The 20,056-nt window shown below is 71.4% G+C and carries 8 protein-coding genes and 1 riboswitch; of the genes, 7 read left to right on the plus strand and 1 reads right to left on the minus strand.

What is annotated here, in order from left to right; translation table 11 throughout:
* The first annotated feature begins 755 nt into the window (after window positions 1–755).
* The 4 genes from AC6I0Y_RS01330 to AC6I0Y_RS01345 all read left to right on the plus strand — a co-directional run bounded on the left by AC6I0Y_RS01330 (window position 756) and on the right by AC6I0Y_RS01345 (window position 10,369).
* Window positions 756–6,032, plus strand: coding sequence for a fibronectin type III domain-containing protein (locus tag AC6I0Y_RS01330; RefSeq protein ID WP_497732510.1), 5,277 nt, complete (start codon window positions 756–758; stop codon window positions 6,030–6,032).
* Window positions 6,029–6,931, plus strand: a complete 903-nt coding sequence (locus AC6I0Y_RS01335) for a hypothetical protein (protein ID WP_497732512.1) — start codon at window positions 6,029–6,031, stop codon at window positions 6,929–6,931. The genes AC6I0Y_RS01330 and AC6I0Y_RS01335 overlap by 4 nt, the downstream gene beginning before the upstream one ends.
* A gap of 555 nt (window positions 6,932–7,486) precedes the next feature.
* The gene (locus AC6I0Y_RS01340) at window positions 7,487–9,316 is read left to right on the plus strand and encodes a lipopolysaccharide biosynthesis protein (RefSeq protein WP_497732515.1); all 1,830 of its coding nucleotides are present in this window, start codon (window positions 7,487–7,489) and stop codon (window positions 9,314–9,316) included.
* A gap of 3 nt (window positions 9,317–9,319) precedes the next feature.
* Window positions 9,320–10,369 carry a DUF4013 domain-containing protein gene (locus AC6I0Y_RS01345; protein ID WP_497732518.1) on the plus strand — a complete coding sequence of 350 codons (1,050 nt, stop codon included), beginning with the start codon at window positions 9,320–9,322 and terminating at the stop codon, window positions 10,367–10,369.
* A 2,672-nt stretch (window positions 10,370–13,041) separates the two neighbouring features.
* On the opposite strand, the gene AC6I0Y_RS01350 is transcribed toward AC6I0Y_RS01345, so the two are convergent.
* Entirely contained in the window at window positions 13,042–13,755 is a 714-nt protein-coding gene (locus AC6I0Y_RS01350; protein WP_160710273.1) for a DUF5714 domain-containing protein, read from the minus strand.
* 800 nt (window positions 13,756–14,555) lie between these two features.
* On the opposite strand from AC6I0Y_RS01350, the gene AC6I0Y_RS01355 reads away from it, so the two are divergent.
* The 3 genes from AC6I0Y_RS01355 to AC6I0Y_RS01365 all read left to right on the plus strand — a co-directional run bounded on the left by AC6I0Y_RS01355 (window position 14,556) and on the right by AC6I0Y_RS01365 (window position 19,819).
* Window positions 14,556–16,217 carry a hypothetical protein gene (locus AC6I0Y_RS01355; protein WP_497732522.1) on the plus strand — a complete coding sequence of 554 codons (1,662 nt, stop codon included), beginning with the start codon at window positions 14,556–14,558 and terminating at the stop codon, window positions 16,215–16,217.
* Window positions 16,218–16,475: 258 nt separating this feature from the next.
* Window positions 16,476–16,557, plus strand: a riboswitch (adenosylcobalamin-variant (AdoCbl-variant) riboswitch).
* A gap of 148 nt (window positions 16,558–16,705) precedes the next feature.
* The gene (locus AC6I0Y_RS01360) at window positions 16,706–18,916 is read left to right on the plus strand and encodes a prenyltransferase/squalene oxidase repeat-containing protein (protein WP_497732525.1); all 2,211 of its coding nucleotides are present in this window, start codon (window positions 16,706–16,708) and stop codon (window positions 18,914–18,916) included.
* Between the two features lie 12 nt (window positions 18,917–18,928).
* Complete coding sequence (locus tag AC6I0Y_RS01365) at window positions 18,929–19,819, plus strand: DUF4430 domain-containing protein (RefSeq protein ID WP_497732527.1); 891 nt, start codon at window positions 18,929–18,931, stop codon at window positions 19,817–19,819.
* Window positions 19,820–20,056: the final 237 nt, after the last annotated feature.

Below are 20,056 nucleotides of genomic sequence, written 5' to 3' on the forward strand. Positions count from 1 at the left end.
GGCGACGGCCCCCTGGGGGCAGCGGCGCGGCGACGGCCCCGGCTGCGACGCGACGGGGGGGCGGGTCGGGTGGTAGGGGCGGCCTGCGTGCAGGGAAATCGGCGAAAAATGGACACTTGCGCCGAAATTCCGAGGTCTGCAGGGGCCTGAGGAGGCAAAATGCCCGCGCAGTCACTGTGGGAATTCTCGTGACCTGGGAAAACGCTCGGCCCGACCGCTCTGGAGCGCCCAGCGCCTCGGAATTTCGGCGCAAGTGTCCAAAAACGCGAAAAGAATGCGCGCGACCCCCCTCTATCCCCCTCCAGCGGGATCCTCGTAGACGCCAGCGGGGGCTCCGGCACGTGCTCGGGGAGCGGGCGGCTGAGGGGCCGCGCGGAGGACGCGCGCCGGCGGCTGCCGTGCGGGGGCTGCGCGGAGGACGCGCGTCGGCGGCTGTCGTGCGAGAGGGGGGCCGGCATGCGGTCGGGCGCCCCGCTTTTCCCGGCGGATCTCCCCAGGAGCAGGCGCCTGCGGGTCGGGCGGGCGCTCGCGGGGCGGGTGCTCGCCTCGCGCCAAGAAGCAGGCGCTCGCGCGCCGGGCGCGCCTCCGGCCCCGCCTGCGTTCGTTGCGAAATATGACCCTTTCGCTCAGGCGGCTGCTATAATGCCTCCCATGCCGGGCTGACGGGCTGGCTGCTTGCGCCTCTGGGGGAGCGCGCAAGACGGCGGCCGCCTAGCGCGGACACGCACCTTGTACAATGAGAGAGAGGTTGGGAAGTGAGACGGGTGACAGCATGCGTCACCGCGCTCTGCCTGGGATTCTCGCTGTTCGGCATGCCGGCCATGGCCGTTGCCGAGCCCGCGGATCCAGGGAGCACGCAGGAGACGCAGCAGACCGAAACGCAGCTAGAAACGAACAACGATGATCTTGCCGCTGGAAGCCGAGAAGACCAACTGACCCCCGCCGCCGACGCGACGCCTGATGCCGCGCCGACCGACGAGGGTGCCGACGGCGCCGAGGGAGCGGGCTCGCTCCAGGGTGCCGTCGTCGACGTGGAGCTCACGTCGTTCGTTCCGCGGGCCGCACTGGCGGCCGACCTGACTGCACAACTGAATACTGAGGACGGCGCCGTCGTGGCGGGGCCGGTCGCCTTCGGGCCGAAGGCCTCCGAGGCTGCCGTCGTGGCTGCCCTCGCCGAGGAATCGGCCCGGGCGGCTGGCGCTGACGGCGATGGCGCGCCCGCCGATCGCGTCACCGCGGCCTGCGCGCTCTACGCGTGCCTGGACGCCGTGCCGGCCGGCACGTACACGCTCGTCGTGCGCGGTGAGGGCTACGGCACCTTCACGCAGGAGGTGACCCTGGCCGATGGCGACCGCGCTGCCCTGCGCCTGGCAGACAGCCTGATGAGCGGGCTTGACGCCGACGAGGCGGGCGTGGGCCTGGCGCCCTATGGCGACTTCAACGGCAACGGCGAGGTGGGCTCGGGCGACGCGTCGCTTCTGGCCCGCGCCGTGGCCGACGCGGCGCCTCGCGCCGGCGCCGGAGCCGAGGCGCGCTTCGACCTGACGGGCGACGGCGCGGCTACGCTGGCCGACGTCCAGGCGTTTGCCGCCACCCTGGGTCATGCCCGCGAGGGCGCGGGCGCCCAGGCGGCCGTGCACCTGACCAAGGACGGCTCCCAGATGAGCCCGGCCCTCGGCGCGGGCACCATGGTCGCGGGCGACGTGCCCTTCGACAGCCTTTTCGCGCCCGACGGCGCCGTGGTGGCGCTTGCTCCGGCTGACGGCCAGCCCGTGTCCGTTGACGCACCGGTGGAGTTCTCCGTCGAGCCCCGGGGGGCTGCGCTGGCGGGCCTCACCCTGCAGGCTCCCGTCGACGCCGGCGGCGCGCCCCGCGCGGGCCTGGTGGTCGTCGAGCTCGCGGACGGCTCTGTCGAGGAGATTCCCTTCTCCGACGAGGGCATTCACGCCCTGCGCTCGAGTGGCCTGCCCGCCACCGGGTCGGTGGAGGCCGAGAACGGCCTGGTGGTCATCGACTTCGGTGCGCGCGTGGCCGTCAAGCGCATCACCATCCGCGTCACGGCAGTGGCCGACGGCGGCACGCTGGCCGAGATAGCCACCGTCGAGTTCCTCAACGGCATGGAGGATCGCATCGCGCCTCCCGACCTCAACGTTCCCGCCAACTTGGCTGCCGATGCGGCCGACAAGCGCTTCACGCTGGCGTGGGATCCGCAGGTAAACGTGACCGGCTACGAGGTGGAGGTGTCGCAGGGCGGCGTCACGGACGTCCGCGCCGCGGTGCTGCCCACCGCCGAGGTGAGCACGCTTCGCGGCGAGAAGCTGGCGAACGAGACCGACTACCAGGTGCGCGTGCGCTCCGTCAACGGCGACTGGCACAGCCCCTGGGGCGACGCCATTACCGTGACGCCGCATGCCACGAAGGCTCCCGCCGCGCCCGACGGCGTGACAGTCGAGGGCGGCTACGGCGAGATCGTGGTGCGCTGGCGTGCCGCGGAGGACGCCGCGCGCTACACCCTCTACTACAAGGCCGAGGACGAGGCTGAGTTCCACGCCGTCGAGGGCCTGACCGACACCAGCTGCACCGTGGGCGACCTGTGCCACCGCACCCGCTACCTTGTGTATCTGACGGCCAGCAACGACTGCGGCACGTCCGCCCCGTCCAACCAGTACAGCGGCGAGACCATCGACCGCACGGCCAAGGTGCCCTGGTACAACCTCATCAACCGCACGGTTCAGAGCGCCTCGCTCGACTCGCACATCATCGACGTGACCGCGGCGCCGCACGATCCCGGCAAGGTGCCGGACTTCGAGCCGCGTCACCTGGTAGACGGCGACTACGACACCTACTTCTACTCCGCCCGCCACAACGACGGCTGGGGCGAGGTGACGGTCACCTTCGACGACGCTTATGAGATGAGCAGCTTCGCGCTCACCACCTATCTGGGCAACGGCTACTGCTCGATGCACGAGATCCGCGTGACGGTGGACGACGGCGCCGGCAACCGCGCCACGTACCACTCGGGCTCAGGCCTGTCGTGGTCGGCCATCGCCAACACGCCCAACTCCGTCATGGTGAGCTTCCCCAAGGCGAAGGTGAAGACCATCTCCCTCACCTACTGCCGCGCCTACTGGGCGCCGGTTACCATTTCTGAGCTGGCGTTCTACCAGCATGACACCTTCGCGGAGGAGGTGGCGGCGCTCTGGGCGGACGACCTGCACACGGTGCTTGCCGACGGCGTGACGCCCGAGGCCATCGAGGACATCCGCGCGCGCCTGAACACGCCCGACCCGGCGTGCGGCGAGCTGCATCCGCGCTACGAGCTGCTCGTGGCCGAGCTGGACAACGCCATGGCCGTGCTCAACGCCCAGGGCCTGCGCGCGCCCGTGGCGATTGACCCGCAGGTGCGCAGCTCGGTCAATGCCAACGTGGGCGGGCTCAACGCGTGGCAGCCCCTCGGCGTGTCGGCGAAGGCCGGCGAGGAGGTGGCGGTCTACGTGGGCGGCGCTGGCGCCGCGGCCGGCTCGTCCACCCCGCTGCGCCTCATGGCCACCCAGTACCACGCCGAGTCCAGCTCGTGGAGCACGACGGCGGTGGGCACGCTCAAGACGGGCATGAACACCGTGGTCATCCCCAAGCTCACCTCGCTCGATGTGGAGAAGGGCGGCGCGCTGTACGTGGAGTACGCGGGCACCGGCGCGAGCCGCTCCTACGCGGTGCGCGTGGTGGGCGGCGTCGATATTCCCGTGCTCGACCTGCACGGCGTCACCGACGAGGCCGAGCGCCTGGCGCGCTGCGAGGCCTACGTCCGCTCGCTCGACGCGTCCGTCGCCGGCCTGGAGCAAACCCATGCCGACGCCGGGCATGACCATGCCTACGATCCGCAGAACTGCGTGGCCAACGCCACGGACGTCGTGTGCGACACCATCATGTTCTCCATCCCCGCCAGCCAGGTGCTGGCCGGCTTGGGCTCGGGCACGGTGGCTGAGCGCGCTGCCAAGGTGAATCACGCGCTGGCCGAGGCCGACGAGATGATGCACCTGTTCTACCAGCACAAGGGCCTGGGGAACCTGACCGCCGAGGAGCAGGAGGTCTACGGCACGCGCAACGGCCTGCCCACGGCACGCCAGAACATCCGCTACATGCGCATGTTCGCCGGTGCGTTCATGTACGCCGGCGGCCTGCACATCGGCGTGGAATGGGGCTCCACCGTCGAGTTCTGCTCCACCCCGGGCGTCTCCTTCGACGAGAGGGGCCGCTACCAGTCCGGCTACTACTACGGCTGGGGCGTCTCGCATGAGGTGGGCCACGAGATCAACCAGGGCGCCTACGCCATCGCCGAGGTGACGAACAACTACTACGCGCAGCTGGAGAAGGCGCAGGACACCGATGACTCCACCCGCTTCACGTACCCGACCGTCTACGAGCGCGTGACCTCCGGCATCAAGGGGATGCCGGGCGGCGCCACGGGCATCGCCGTGTACTGGCAGCTGCACCTCGCCTACGACAAGGGCTACAACTTCAAGACCTACGACACCTATACCGAGCAGTTCAACAACCTCTTCTTCGCCCGCGTGGACGCCTATGCCCGCAACCAGGCCATCGCGCCCCAGGCGAAGGAGGACGGCGTGGCGCTCACCCTGGCCGGCGCCGACAAGGACAACGCGCTCATGCGCCTGTCCTGCGCCGCTGCCGAGCGCAACCTGCTCGCCTACTTCGAGGCATGGGGCCTCGAGCCCAACGCGGGCACGCGCGCCTATGCCGAGCAGTTCCCGGCGGAGGAGCGCCCCATCCAGTACCTCTGCGACAGCGCCCGCGCCTACCAGCTGGAGGGCGGCCGCTCCACGGCGGCGAGCACCACCGTCTCCGCGTCGCTCGCGCGTGAGGAGAACTCGCCCTCCGTGGTCATCAGCCTGTCGTCTTCGGGCGGCGGGGACGGCCTGCTGGGCTACGAGATCAAGCGCAACGGCGTGCCGGTGGCCTTCGTCACGGCCGACCAGGATCGCTACGTGGACACCATCGCCACGGTGAACAACCGCGTCTTCACCTACGAGGTGTGCGGCGTGGACAAGCACCTCAAGCGCACGCGCTCGGTGACCCTCGATCCGGTGAAGGTGTCGCACGACGGCTCGCTCGACAAGACGGGCTGGACGGCCACGTCCACGCTCTACGCGGCCGACGATGCCACCGAGCCCGATCCCGACGGGACGAGCTGCGGCATGCCGGAGCCGGCTGCCGCGATGCGCGCCATCGACGGCGATGCGGCCACGGTGTTCGACGGCGCCCTGCCCGAGGGCAGCGCCGAGGAGGCCTCGGTGACGGTGAGCTTCGGCGAGGAGCTGGCGGTGTGCGCGCTCAAGTACCGTGCCGGCGCGGAGCATGCCGTCAAGGACTACCGCGTGGAGGTGAGCGCCGACGGCGTACGCTGGACCGTCGTCAAGGAAGGCTCCTTCGAGCTGGACGCCGACGGCCGCGCCACCGTGTGGTTCAACCGCGAGGGCGACGGCTGGCTCTACACCTACGACGCCGCCTACCTGCGGCTCGTGGCCGTGGGGCAACGCGAGGCCTCCGTGGCCGAGCTCGACGTGCTCGGCCCGACGGGCGATGACGTGGAGCTGCTGGCGAACGGCGTCGGCCGCCTGCGCAGCGACCTGCGCATCGAGGGCGGCGAGGTGGTGCCGGCCGGCTCGCTGGTCATCACCGGCTCCTACAAGGGCAACCCGGCTTACAACGCCCTCAAGCTCTACGACCAGGACGGCCGGCTCATCCCCGGCACGCAGGTGATCTTCGCCGACGTGCCCGAGCAGGGCGACCTGGGCGAGACGGCCGAGGGCCGCTGGCTGTACTACCTGACCCCCGACGACCTGAAGGAGACGGCCGTGCCCACGAAGGTGCGCGCCGAGCTGTACCGCGTCGACGACGCCCACAGCCTGGAGGGCGAGCGCCTGGTGGCTGACACGCTGCCGGTGGCCGTGCCCGCCGTGCTGCCGGACATCGAGATGTCGTTCGACCGCGTGGAGATGAGGGAGGCATGATGAGGACGAACGAGCGAAGGGAAGGCGCGCGCTGCGTGCGCGGCGCGGGATGCGGAGCGGCCGCGGGGCGCGCCGGGCGCGCCGGGGGCGTGAGCCGCGCCGCCCGCCTGCTGGCGGGGACGCTGCTGGCCGCGTGCCTGCTCGCGCCGGCGACGGCGTGGGGCTCGCCGGCTGACGGCGCGGCCGGCGACGGGGCGGCGACGGCGAAGGCCGCGCTGGGCGTGGCCCCGCTGGAGGCGCGGGACGGGGGCATCCCGCTCGCGCTGACCGGCATGGCGAAGGAGCGCTCGGTGCTCGTCCGGGTGTCCGTCGAGCCGGCCGAGGGCGCCGAGCTGCAGGAGGTCGGGTTCGCCTTCGACGCCGCCCTCGAGGAGCGCGCGGTGGTGGCGGAGTCCTCGTTCGAGGACGGCGTGCTGAGCATCGTCGCCTCTGCTGGCGATGACGACCTGGGCGCGGGCGAGGACGGCTCGCTGGCGCTCGGCGTCATCAAGGTGACGGCCGCGCCTGCCGGCGCGCGCGTGACGGTGACCGTCGAGCGCGTGGAGGCCGCGGACGCTCGTTACGTCGAGCGCGCGACGGCCGGCCCTGCGGCCGGCCCGGTGACCCTGGCCGTGACCGACGGCGCGGGCGGATCGGGCAGCGCCGGCGGAGACGGCGGCACCGGGAACGGCTCGGGCGTCGGCGGCGGCTCGGGTGACGGAGGCGGCTCGGGCGCCGCGGGCTCGGCTGGCTCGGGCGCCGCGGGCGAGCCGGGCGGGTCCGCGTCCGGCGACGGGCTGGTCGCGGCGGGCACGCCGCTCGCGCCCACGGGCGACGCCGCTCCGCTTGTGGCCATCGCGATGGCCGTCGTGGTGGTGATCGCCCTCGTGGTGCTCATCGTGGCCTGGCGCCGCCGCTAGCGCTTGGGAAAAGGGGGCGCGGGGAAAGACCCGCGCCCCCTTTCTGCGTTTTGGGCGGGAGCGGGGGACGGTGGCGGAGGGGCCGGCGTTTGGCGTGCGGGGCGCCCGGCGCGTGGGCGCCGGGGGGGTCTGCCGCGGGACGGCTGGGGAGCTGCCGCGGCGGGGCGTGCGGGACGTGCGTCAACCTGGCGCCTGGCGCGGGAGTGGGGGGGCTTGGAGCGCAGGGGAGCGCTTGGCGTGCGGGGCGGCTGGGGCTGCCGCGGCGGGGCGTACGGGACGTGCGTCAACCTAGCGCCTGGCGTGCGGGTACGCCTGCCCCCGGGCGGGCGCGAGGCGGCCGGGGGCTGCCTCGCGCACAGCGCTGGGTGAGGCGCGCGCCAACTCGACGCGTGGGCGCCGGGGGGTTGCCGCGGGGCGGGACAACAAGGTGACGGTTCTGCTTCCGTTTATGGGCTGATCGTGTGGGCTTGGTAAGGTTGCGCGCAGGACTACTATACTTCCTACCCTGAGACCACGAGCTACGCTGAAGCACACGAGAAGGATCCGCACCGTATCATGGCCGACGCCATCAACCACAACGAAGAGCAGCCCGCGACGGGGCGCGCGTCCTCTCCTGAGGGCGGCGTCCCGCCGGCGTCTTCGGCGGCGGACGGCAGGCCTCGCGTCCGTGCCCGCCGTCCGGAGGCGCGCCCCGACGACGCCCGCGTCGCCACGCGCCGGCTCAGGCGCGACGCCGCCCGGCCCCGTGCGGCGGAGGGCTCCCATCCCACCCGCCGCCTTCCCGACGCGCCGCAGCGTCCCCGCGGCTCCCGCGACGGCGTCTCCACGCGCCCGCCGCGCGTCGCAGCTGGCGGCTCCGCGTCGGCTCACGACGCGCGCACCGCCCGCCTCGGTGCCCCGCGCGAATCCCGCGGCCCTGCGGCACCCCCGCGGCAACCGCGGCAGAACCCCATCACGCGCCTGGTCAACCAATGGTTCGACCGCGTGATGGGCGCCATATCCGACGGCGGCCTCTCCGGCCAGGAGGAACACTACGCGGCCCATCGCACCACGCGCGACTTCATCTGGAACACCGTCGGCGTGGGCACGTGGGGCATGGTGTTCCCCCTGCTCACGATGATTGCCACCCAGCTCATGGGCGTCGAGCAGGCCGGCATGCTCTCCATGGCCTTCGTCACCGGATCGCTGCTCATGATCCTCGCCAACTTCGGCGTGCGCACCTACCAGATATCCGACGTGGAGGAGACCCACTCCTTCGCGGATTACCAGGTCAATCGATGGATCACCTGCGTCATCATGGTGCTCGTGGGCGTGGCCTACTGCTACGTGCGCGGCTACGAGACCGAGATGTTCTACATCTCGGTCGGCATCTACCTCTACCGCATGGTTGACGGCCTGGCCGATGTGTACGAAGGGCGCCTGCAGCAGGTGGACAAGCTCTACCTGGCCGGCGTCTCCCAGGCCATCCGCTCGGTGCTCGCGCTCGCGGCGTTCGCCGTCGCGCTGCTCGTCACGCGCAACATGGTGGCGGCCGCGTTCGCCATGGCCATCGCCGCCGCGGCTACGTTCGTGGTGGTCACCTACCCGCTGACCCTGCTCGAGACGCCGAAGTCCCGCAAGGCGCGCCCGACTAGCGTCGTGGCGCTGTTCAAGAACACGGCGCCCCTGTTCCTGGCGCTGTTCCTGTACGCGGTCATCGACAACATGCCCAAGTTCGTCATGGAAGGCTCGCTTTCCTACGACAACCAGCTGTACTTCAACGCGCTGTACTTCCCGGCGCAGGGCATCCTCATCACGGCGCAGCTCGTGTACAAGCCGCTGCTCGTGCGCATGGCCGAGGTGTGGCAGGATGCGCGCAAGCGGCGGCAGTTCGACCTGATCCTGCTCGGCATCCTCCTGGTGATCCTCGGCATCACCGTGGCGAACGTGGTGGTGATGGCGTGGATCGGCATCCCCGTGATGGGCTTCCTCTACGGCATCGACTTCGAGCAGTTCCGCGGCCTGCTGTTCATCATGCTGGCCGCCGGCGGCGTGACCGCGGCCATCGACTTTCTGTACCAGACCATCACCGTCATGCGGCGTCAGAAGGACGTGACCACGCTGTACCTGGTCACCTTCGGTTTCTCGCTGTTCGTGCCCATCCTGCTGGTGACGTTCACCGGGCTGCCCGGCGCTGTGCTGAGCTACCTCATCGTGATGAGCATCCTGTTCGTCCTGCTGGTGTGGGAGTACTTCCGCATCCGCTCCGACCTGGCCCGCCGCCCTCAGGAGACTGTCGGTTCGGCCGTGCCGCCTGGGGCGGCTGCGGGCACGGGCGCGGGAATGGGGGCAGCCGCCGCCGACCCTTGGGACATCGAGCCTCCGGCTCACGAGATAAAGGAGTAAGCCATGACCGATTACAACGATCCGGGCCAGCCGACCCCGCAGGGCCAGCCGGCCCCGACTTGCGCCCCGCAGCAGCCTGCCGCCGGGGCGCCGACCCCTGGCGCCGCGCAGCCCGCGGGAGCAGCCGCGCCGGTGGACGGTTCCGCGCAGCAGGCCGATTGGCAGGGCCAGGCGCCCGCCGGAGCCGCGCCGTCCGGCTGGCAGGCCCAGCCCGGCGCCGGTGGCACCATGCCGCCCCAGCCCCAGTCGCCCTACGCCGCGGCGCCCGTGCCGCCCCAGCCGCAGCCCGTCTATGCGGAGGGCTGCCTGAAGGCTGCCTGGCGCGACATCTCCTCATCGGAGGGTTGGAAGGGCCGCATGGCCCTGCTCGGCCTCATCGGGTGCGTGCCCATCCTCAACTTCATGGTGTACGGCTACAGCCTCAACTGGTCGCGCGAGGTACCCTTCGGCGCCAAGACGCCGCTGCCGCGCGAGGTGGTGAACGGGCGCAACTTCGAGTACGGCTTCTACTACTTCCTGATCGCGCTCGTCATCGGGCTGGTGGCCTCCATCGCGAGCGCCGTCGTTGGCTGGGTGCCGCTTATCGGCTGGGTGGCGGCCATCGCGATCATGCTGTTCGCGGGCATGCTCGAGACGCTGCTGAGCGTGCGCATGGCCATGATGGGCTCGCTCGGCGAGGGCTTCCAGATCGGCCATGCCTGGAGCGTGCTTAAGCGCAACTGGACGAGCCTGCTGGGCGCTGCCGTGGTTCCGAACCTGATCATGGGCGCCGTGGTGTCGATCGTCGGCTTCGTGTTCATGGCGATCGGGCTCGTCGGCTTTATGGGCCCGCTGATGGCGCTGGGCTCGGGCTACGGCTCGGCTGCGGTCGCTGCGGCCGCGGGCGGCATGGGTCTGGTGGGCATGCTGCTCATGCTCGTGTGGTGCGTGCTGTGCGCAGCCGGCTGGGCTCTGGCGACCGTCGTCTCGATGCGCGCCGTCGCGCATTGGGTGGGTCGCAACGCCCCCGAGTGGGCTGCCGACGCCTGGCGAGCCTCCCAGATGCGCTACTAGGAGGTCGCCGGCGCTACGCCCTGCGGTGCGGGAGCGCGCCCGCGAGGCGCTGCGGGCGGCGAGCGAACGCCATGAGATACGATGAAGGCGGAGTCGTCTGAGTGACGGCTCCGCTTTTTTTGTGGGCGCGTGCGCGGGGCGCGCGGAGGCCGCGCGAGGCCGCGCGAGGGCAAGGCGCGGGTGCGGTGGGCACGCGGGACGCAAGGCGCGGAGGGCGCGCGAGGGCAAGGCGCGGGTGTGGTGGGGGCGCGGCACGCAGGCACGCGAGGCGCAGGGGCGGTGGGGCTGTGGGTGCGCAGGGCGTGTGGTGGGTGCGCGGAGGACGCGGCGTGCAAGGCGCGGAGGGGCGCGCGAGGGCAAGGCGTGCGTGTGGTGGGGCTGCGGGCATGCGGGGCGCAGGGGGCAGGGGGCAGGGGAGGGTGCAAAGGTGGGGTGCGCAGATGCGGTGGAGCCGCGGGCGCGGCGGGTGCGGTGGGGCTGCGGGTGCGCGGATGCGCGGGACGTGGGCACGCAAGGCGCGGAGGGCGCGCGAGGGCAGGGCTGCTGGTGTGGTGGGCGCGGGGGGGGCGAGGACAGGGCGCGGAGGCCGCGCGAGGGCAAGGCGTGCGTGTGGTGGGTGTGCGGGGCGCGTGGGCGGCGTGGAAGCGCGGGGTGCAAGGCGCGGAGGACGCGGGGCTCAGGGGGCTCGCAGGGGCGGTGAGGCTGCGGGCATGTGACGGGGCGCGGAGGCGTGGGGCGCAGGAGGGGGCAAGGGCGGGTACGCAGATGTGGTGGGGCTGTGGGTGCGCAGGGCGTGTGGTGGGTGCGCGGGGGGCGAGGACAGGGCCGCGGGCGCGGTGGGCGCGCGAGGCCGGGGCGGGGCACGGAGGACGTGGCCCCCGAATGGCGTTTGGTGGACGGTGCTGCTAATGCGAGGGGGGTGTCGCCGGGACGGTTCCAGATTATAGAAACGAATGTTTCACGTGAAACACTCTGGAGTTTGATTACGCTCTAAATAATGGCGCCTTGCTGGGGCTGCGATCATGGGTGAGGGAGCGGCTTGGCGGCGGGGAAGCGACGAGCGCATGGGTCGCGGCGCCTCGGGACGTGGAGGACGGTGCTGGTAGCGCGGACGGAGGACGGCGCAGGTGCAGAGGGCGCGAAGTGGGGGCGGACGGCGGGACGCGCGGCGAGGTGCGGACGGCGGGATGCGGACGGCGGGGCGCATGGGGCACGGTCACGTGACGGACGGCGGGGCGCGCGGCGAGGTGCGGACGGCGGGGCACGCGGCGAGGTGCGGACGGCGGGGCACGCGGGGCGCATGGGGCTCGGAGGGCGGTGGCCCTCAAAGGACATTTGGCGTGCGATGCGGATGCGAGGCAAACGAGTGTTTCACGTGAAACACTCGCGAGTTGGATCCAAATGCAGGTGGCGGACGACGGGCATGCGGCCTTGCGGATGGGAGCAATGCGGCTGCGGGATACGGCGTGGGGGTGCGGACATGTAGGGCATGACGCTGGCGGCGCGAGTGTCGGGTGCGGGCACGGTGGGTCGACGCGAGTGTCGGGTGCGGGCACGGTGGGTCGACGCGAGTGTCGGGTACGGGCTCGGCGGGCTGGCATGGGCGTCGGGCGGTGGGCCACGATGAGGGCGGCGCGACGTGGCTCGCGGCGGGCCGCGCCGGCGACGTGGGCGGCGGGCGCGGGGGCGCGTGCGGGCGGCGCGGAAGCGTGGGGCGCAAGGCGCGGAGGGCGCGCGAGGACAGGGCCGCGGGGCAGCGCGGCGGCGGGCGCCGCGGGCACGACGGGTTCTGCGGCTGCGAGCGCGACAGATGCTGCGGCTGCGGCGAGCGGCGGGGCAGCGCGGCGACGGGCAGCGCGGTGGCGACGTGATGATGGGGCGTGGCGACTGCCGGGTGTCGGAGCCATGACGCGGTGGGGGAGGGACGCTGGGGGTGTCGGGGCGCGGCGCGGTGGAGGAGCGAGGGGGTGCTGGGGCGTGGAGGGCGCCGAGACACGAGGCAGGCTGCGAGTGGCCCTCGAGGCGCGCTGCCGACCGAGGAAACGCAAACGAGTGTTTCACGTGAAACACTCTGGCGTTCAATTCTCGTTCTAGATGACGGCGCCGAATTAGGGCTGCGGTAGCGGGCGGACGGGAGGGAGGAGCGGAGGAGGACGTCGCGCATTTCACGTCGGTGTGCAGGGGGCGGCTCTGGCATCGTGCTAGGATCGCTCCGCCTCAGCAGGCTCCCGCGCCTCGCCTTGCTGCGTCAGGCACGCTTCCGGGCGCTCGTGTCTTCGGGTCATCTGCATGGCTGCGTCGGCTGCTTGCTCCGCTCTCGCCTGTCATGTTGCGGCCGACCCTCCTCGTCGCTCATCCTGCGGTTGCGCGACGCGTCAGCCGGGGTTTCGTCCCGTCGCGACATTCCCGACTGCGCTTGGGGCGATCGCTCGATCCGCTTCGCTCATCACGATGACCCTCGCAGCTCTTGGCGGGGGCGTTCCGCATCCAATTTCGTGAGCTATCCGAGGCTTGGGGCCGGGAAATCCCGCACTTTTCCGGTTTTCCCGCGAGTTTTCGTCGACCTGGGCAAATGCATTCAGCGCGGGCCGCATACGCCGCTCTGCCCTTGGATAACCCGCGAAATTGGATGCGAAACGCCCCTCGCGCTGGCCCCTGCCGCCAGGGAGGGGCTAGGCGTGGGCGCGCTTCGGGAAGAAGGGGCACGCCGTCCGCAGGCATTCGGCATTGCGCGCCATGAAGGTGCAGGTCACTTGAGCGGGCAGCTCCATGGTCACGCCCATTGTCTCGGCGGTGTAGGCTGCGGCTTCCTGCAGGGCGATGAACGTACTGCGCTTGCAGCAGCGCGGGCCGCCCACGTCAGCCAGGCGATCGAGGATGCGGGAGGTCAAGCGCGCTGTCTGCCCCCAAGGACCGAGGGTCATCGGCGTGGCGCCGAGTACGATGGAGCAGTACATCCCCGCGCTGATGGCCGCGCCGCAGGTGCCCCAGTAGCCGCAGACGCCGCCGGGCACCGCCAGCGAGCGGCGGCGCAGCTCGACGAGCGCGGCGCTCAGATCCAGCGCGCCGCCGGCGTTGCGGTAGGCGGTCAGCAGCGCGGCGCCTGCTAGTGTGTGGTGCTCGGGCCCGTTGGGGTAGAGGGCGTCGTCGGCCATGATCTGCTGGGCTAGCGCGATGGGGTCGCGCAGGTCGCTTGTGGCGCAGGTGGCGAGCACGTGCTCGACGCCGCGGGCGCGATGGCACTGGTCGCATACGTAGTGCCCGGACTGGCAGATGGCGTGCGCCGTCTCGACGCGGCTGCACTCCTCGCAGGTGACCTCCTGCGCCGCCTCGAAGTAGCGCAGCGGCTCCCCGCATGCCAGGCATACTCCCAAGCTTCGAGTCATCCCGCCTCCTGTTCGTCAGCCAGTTTCGCCGCCATTATAGGCCACCTGGCGTCGGCGGGCCTTCCCACGCCGCCTTCCTTGGCGTCTACCCCGCCGCCGCCCGCCGCCGCCCGCTGCCAGCGAGGCCTTTCGCTGCGAGGGGCTTCTCTGCGTTCGGCGTTTCCCGCTTGCCGGCAGGTGGCGCTTTCCGCCGGGTCGCTGTGCCTCGTCCGGCTGCCTCGCTCGCTTCCCTCCTGTCGCCGACGCCGCCCCTCCTTGCCCCGGCTCCCGTCTTAGCCGGGCCGTCGCTCGGCGTCACCCTGATTGGCCGGCTCGTCACCCCGCAAGCTGCCTGGCGGCCTGTTTGCATGAGTCGACTGGCGCATGGGGCGGAGCGCGAGCGGTACCTTGCGCGGATTCCGGCGGAAAATGGCCATTTGCTTCGAAATTCCGAGGATGAATCCGAGAGACGGGCGCCTACGGAGGTCTTGCGTGTCGCTTGACGCCCAAAAGGGGGCGTTCGTTACACTCGTGCGTGCGGGAGACCTGCCCAAGGCCGCATCAGCCTCGGAATTTCGAAGCAAATGACCCAAAAACGGCGTCTCCTCTGCAAGGGGGCGCAGGCGGGGCGCACAGGTGGCGGGCGCGCTCTCAGGCCGAGGCGATTGCGGTGGCAGGCGCGGTGGGCGCGACGGGCGCGGCGGGCGCGATGGGCGCGGCGAGCGGAACTCCTGGCGCTTTGGGGCGCTCGTGGGTACAATAGAGCCAGCACTGACCCCGTCGCGGCCGCGGCCCGACGGAGGCTTGAGGAGAGGAAACCCATGGTACGTCCCTACGATGACGCCCCCGACGCCGAAAAGCGCGCGTCGGCTGCCGCCGATGCCCCTGGTGCGGAGGGCGCTTCCCCTGATGAAAAGGCCTCCGAGGCCGACCTGACGCCCGTCGCCGACGCATCTGCCGAGGATGGCGCGAAAGCGGCTGAGTCCGCGCCCGACCCCATCGCCGCCGCGGCCGCTGCTGCGCGGGCGGAGGCGGAGAAGGTGCGCGCCGCCGAGCGCGCTCGCGTCGCGGCCCCTGCCGACCAGACGGCTCCCGCCGACGCGACCGATGCCGCGGCCTTCGCTGGCCCCGATCCCGACCCGGCCGCCGATCCCGCGCCTGCCGGCCGCCCCGATCTCGCCCCCGACCCTGACGCGACCTCCGATCTCGCCCCCGACGTCTCCGACGCGTCCTCTTCTCGCACGGCCGCCGCGGACGACCTCGCCTACCGCCAGCCTGCTGCCACCGCTGTCATGCCGCCGCAGCAGGAGGAGCGCGTGCGCCCCGCCGTCCCTCGCCCCGCGCGAGCGGCGGCGTCCTATGGCACCGTCGAGCCGGCGCGCTCGCGCAAGGCTCGCGGCGGACGGCGCGGCATCGCCGTAGCGCTCGTCGTGGTGCTGCTGTTCGCGGCTGCGGCTGGCGGCGCGTACTGGTTCTTCCTCGCCGGCAAGTCCGAGCCTGCCGTCTCCCTCGACCGCGGCCAGCGCGTCACGCTCACGCTGACCCGCGCCCAGCAGGTGCTTGAGGGCCTGAGCATGGAGGCGCCCGACCTGGCCCAGTTCCGCTACGTGCCCACCGACAACCTCGTGGGCCCGAAGTTCGAGAACGTGGCCGTGGGCGATGTCGTGGAGCAGAAGGAGGGCGATAAGGTCGTCGCCACGCGCGAGGTCACCGCTGACGCGCTCTTCCGCAACAAGGGCATCCTGCTCACCGTGCCCGTGAAGCTCGCCTTCGCCTACGACGAGGCGGGCGAGACCTGGCGCGAAGGCGACCTGGAGCTGGGCGATATGACGGCCCAGCCGCTCTCGGCGCCGAATGCCACGCTCATCGTGGAGGACCTCGACGCGTTGCTGGCCGCCTACGACCCGGCTGTGGGCACGCTGTTCGCCGGCGTCGCGCCCAAGACCTCGTCGCGCCTGACCACCGAGGGAGGCGCCATCACTGTTGCCCTCGCCAAGGACGAGCAGGTGACGGAAGGGGAGAAGCAGCTGATCAAGCACCATAACTGCTCTGCGCAGATAGCCGTCACCTGGTCAGACACCGAAGGCTGGGTGGCGAAGGTCGACCGCCTCAACGACGAGGTGACCGTCGAGGATGTCACCACGGCCCAGCCTGACGGGGAAGACCAGGAGGAAGAGGGCGACCAGGGCGGCGAGGACGGGCCCGTCGGCCAGGAGGGCGGGCGCCCCGAGTACGGGCTCAAGTGCTCCACGGGCGACCTCGTGGAGTTGGGCGGCACGGTGAGCGGCACGCCCGGCGCGCTCACCTTCAAGCCCGACGGCGGTCTGCGCCTCACGCTCGACGGCAGCCAGCGCGATGTGTGGGCGATGACCCTCACGCTTGGCGAGGGCATTGACGCCAATGCGCTCGTCGGCCGCCACGTCACCGTGGTGGGTACCATCGGATCGGGCACCCTCGCCGCTGAGGAAGTGGCGATCGGGTAGGGAGGCCGTTCCTTCGAAGCGCGCTTTGCCGCAGAAGTCGAGGGCCCCGCAGCGCGGGGTCCCCGTGCGTTCGGGGGGGGGCGGCGTGTAGCGCCTGGCGCCTGCCGGGGCGACGCGGGCTCGCGTCGGGCGCCCGCGTGGCAGGGCTCCGCCCTCAAGGGCGCAAGCGTCAACTGCCCCTTTTCCCTCTCATACCAAGTGGTACAATGGCCAGGCATTGGCATGATGGTTGCGCCGGCAGGCGCAGGCGGGTCGCAAGGGGCGGCCGGTCTTGGGGGAATGCGGGTGAGAGTCCCGCGCTATACCAGTAACCGTAAACGCCGGCAGCGCTTCCCGCCTTGCGGGATCGCGGGCACGCGACGCGCCGCCGATCAGGCAAAGTCGGAATACCCAGCCATCGCAGAGAAGCCCTGGAAAGCGAGGTTCCGACTATGGTTGGACGCACTTCCGCGCCGCCGTCCGGCGCGAAACCCCTCACGAAACTGTTCATGCTGCTGATGGCGGCGGCGCTCTGCCTGGGCCTTATGCCCATCGCCCCCGCCTGGGCCGACGAGCCTGCCCCCGACGCCCCGGCGCCGCAGGCGGCCGAGCAGACCGTCACCCTCACGGTGCTGGCGGGCACGACTACCGATTACACCACTGGCGTGACCACCTACAATACCTGGGTGAACAAGAAATACGCCTTCAAGGAGGGCGCCACGGTGGAAGACCTGCTGAACGCTGCCGTGGAGGCCGGTGACCTCAAGGCCTACGATGCGCCCGAATCCTCGTATGGCGGCAAGTACGTCGGATCCATCACGTCCGCCAAGGGCATCGACCTGAAGAACTGGAACAGCGACGACTTCTCGGTGAGCCTGTACTGGTCTTACTACGAGAACGGGGCCTACGGCCAGGGCGACTGCGCTATCGATCATCGCGAGCTCAAGGCGGGCACGAACTACCAGCTGGCCTGGAACAAGTACTCGTCTGCGGACGACAATCTCACGTCAGCCGACTGGGATGCCTACTACGAGAAGCATCCGGTGGCTGGCGAGTCGGCCGACACGGTAACGCTTTCGCTTGTCGCGGGCTCCAAGTCCGATCCGGATACGTACGAGATGCTGCCCGTCATCTGGCTCAACAAGGCCTATCAGAGGGCGGACGTCCTGGCGGTTGCCAAGGAGCGCGACGCGAACGCGACGCTCGACACGATCACCTTGGAGGATCTGCTGAACACGGCGGTGAAGGCTGGCGACATCAAGTCCTACGCGGCGCCCGAGGGCAAGTACGGCAAGGCCGTCGAGTCCATCACCTCGAAAGAGGGCGTCAAGATGGCGAAGTGGGACTCGGCCGACTTCTCCGTGAGCCTGTACTGGGCCTCCTATCGAGATGGCGGCTATGGTGGCGCGACGCTCGACAAGGAGCTGCTGAAGGGCGCGAATGCCTTCCAGTTTGCCTGGACCATCTACAGCAGCGCCAACGCTCCCGCCGACGCGGCGGCGTGGGCTGCGTACTACCAGGACAACCCGCCTGCGGCGGCCGGGTCGGATGCCGTGCTCCCCGGCGGCGAGGAGCCGGTGGAGCCGCCGACCTCCGAGCATCCGGCCACGGGCGTGAGCCAGGCTGCCGTCGGCTCGCTCATGACCGGCATCGTCGCCTCCTACGCGGGCACCTCCGATCCGTGGGTCGTCATGAGCCTGGCGGCGCTTGACAGGGATGAGGGGGCCGATCTGGACGCCTTCTACGCCGAGGCCCTGGCCCAGGCCAAGGATCCGGGCTTTGATCCGACTGCCCTTCAGCGCAGCATCATCGCGCTGACCGCCGCGGGCTACGATGCGCGGGCGCTGGCCGATTCCCCCGCTGCCCGCGCGGCGGGCGATTTCGACGCCATCGCGGCCCTCGGCTCGCGCGTCTCCGGCTCCACCCTTCCCAATGCCCGCATGGCGGCCCTGTGGGCCTATGCCAGCGGTGACTACGCGGTGCCGGCTGACGCCGCGCTCTCCAAAGACGCCCTCATCGCCAGCGTGCTGGCCGACCAGCAGCCGGGCGGCGGCTTCGCCCTATCGGGCACCGAGGCCAACGCCGACATGACGGCTATGGCCATTAGCGCGCTCGCGCCCTACCGCGACAATCCCGAGGTGCGCAACGCCGTCAACCGCGCGCTCGTGGCGCTCAAGGGCATCCAGCTGCCCACCGGCGGCTTCGCCGACAACGACGGGCTGCCGAACGCCTGCTCGACGGCCTTCGCCGTCATCGCCCTGTGCGCGGCCGGCATCGACCCGGCCACGGAATGGGCGGTAGAGAGCGGTGCCACGCCGTTTTCCGCGCTGCTGGCCTACGGGCTGCAGGATAACTCCGGCTTTGCCTTCGAGGCGGGCGGCGATCGTGACGAGAACGCAACGGAGCAGGGTCTTCGCGCCCTTGTGGCTTATCGTGGCCTGAAGGCGGCTGGCGCGAACGGCGATTACAACCTCTATGCGCAGGCTCGCGAGGGCGGCGTGACCATTCCGTCTGCCGAGGGCCAGGAGCCGCCGAAGCAGGAGCAGCCCCAGCCTCAGCCTGAGGCGCCGGCGGATGGCGACAAGGCGGGCGCGGGCTCGGCCAAGGGCACGCCGCTGGCCCCCACGGGGGATGCGGCGCCGGCCGGGGCGGCTGCGGTGGTCGCGCTCGCGGCGGCGGCAGCCGGCGTGGTTGCGCTGCGGCGTCGAGAGGTCGCGTAGAAGGAGCCGAAGATGGCAGAGGATAAGAAGCCGGGGGCGGACGAGCGCGTCGTCCCCGATCGGATACGAGAGGATGCCGTGGAAGCCGGGGCGCCCGTCGTCCCGGAGCCGCGGCGGCGCGGGCGCGTGCCGCTGGTGGTGGGGTCGGTGTGCGCTGCGTGCGTGCTGGCGCTCGCCGTCGGTGGGTTTGCGCTGGGGGCAGCCTCCCAGGAGGGCGCGGCGGTCGACTTGTGGGCATCCACGACCGTGCCGGTGCGCGAGGTGAGCGAGGCGTCGTCCCTCGATGACTACCTGGCCGAGGTGGTGCCTGCTGCCGGCGAGGGCGCCGAGGAGCCCGCGGCGGAAGAGCCCGCCGCCGAGGAGCCTGCGGCCGGCGCATCCGCCGCCGAGAAGCCGGACGCGCCTTCCTCCGAGGCGCCCGCGACTCCGCCGGCAAGCGACTCGTCCTCTGCCGGATCGGGCGGCGGCCAGGCCGCCCAGCCCCCGGCATCGTCCGGCGGCGCGGGATCGAGCGGCGGGTCGTCCTCGGGGGGCACGGCGGAGACCCCCTCCGCGCCCCCGGCACCCGATCCGAAGCCCCAGACCATCACCGTCACCATCTCGGTCGATGGGTCGAAGGCCAAGCCCTCGGGCTACTCCGTGGGCCTGGGCTCCCGCTCGGTCACCCTGCCTGAGGGGGCCACGGTCTATGACGCCCTCAAGGCCACGGGGCTGGCCATCGGCGGCAGCGCGAGCTACGTCAGCTCCATCGGAGGCCTGGCCGAGTTCTCCTGCGGGGCTGGCAGCGGGTGGATGTACGGGGTCAACGGGTCGTATCCGAAGAAGGCCTGCAACGCCTACAAGCTGTCCTCAGGCGATAGCGTGCGCTGGGTGTACACCCTGGACAACGGCAATGACGTCTAGCGCCTCGCCGGACGGGGAGGCGCTAGACGGCGGCCAGGCGGCGCAGGCGGGGAAGGCTTCGGCCCGCCCTGCCTGCGCGCCGCCCTCCTCGGCGGGGAGCGCGCGATGGGCGCCGCCATCCTGCGGCGATGCGCGCCCGCCCGATGGCGCGGCGGCCCCGCGCGGCGCGGCCTGCGCGCCTGGCAGCGAGTCCCGGCCTGGCGCGGCGACCTCGCCCGATGCGCCGTGCGCGCCTGG

The organism is Adlercreutzia sp. St.1H8, from assembly GCF_059728655.1.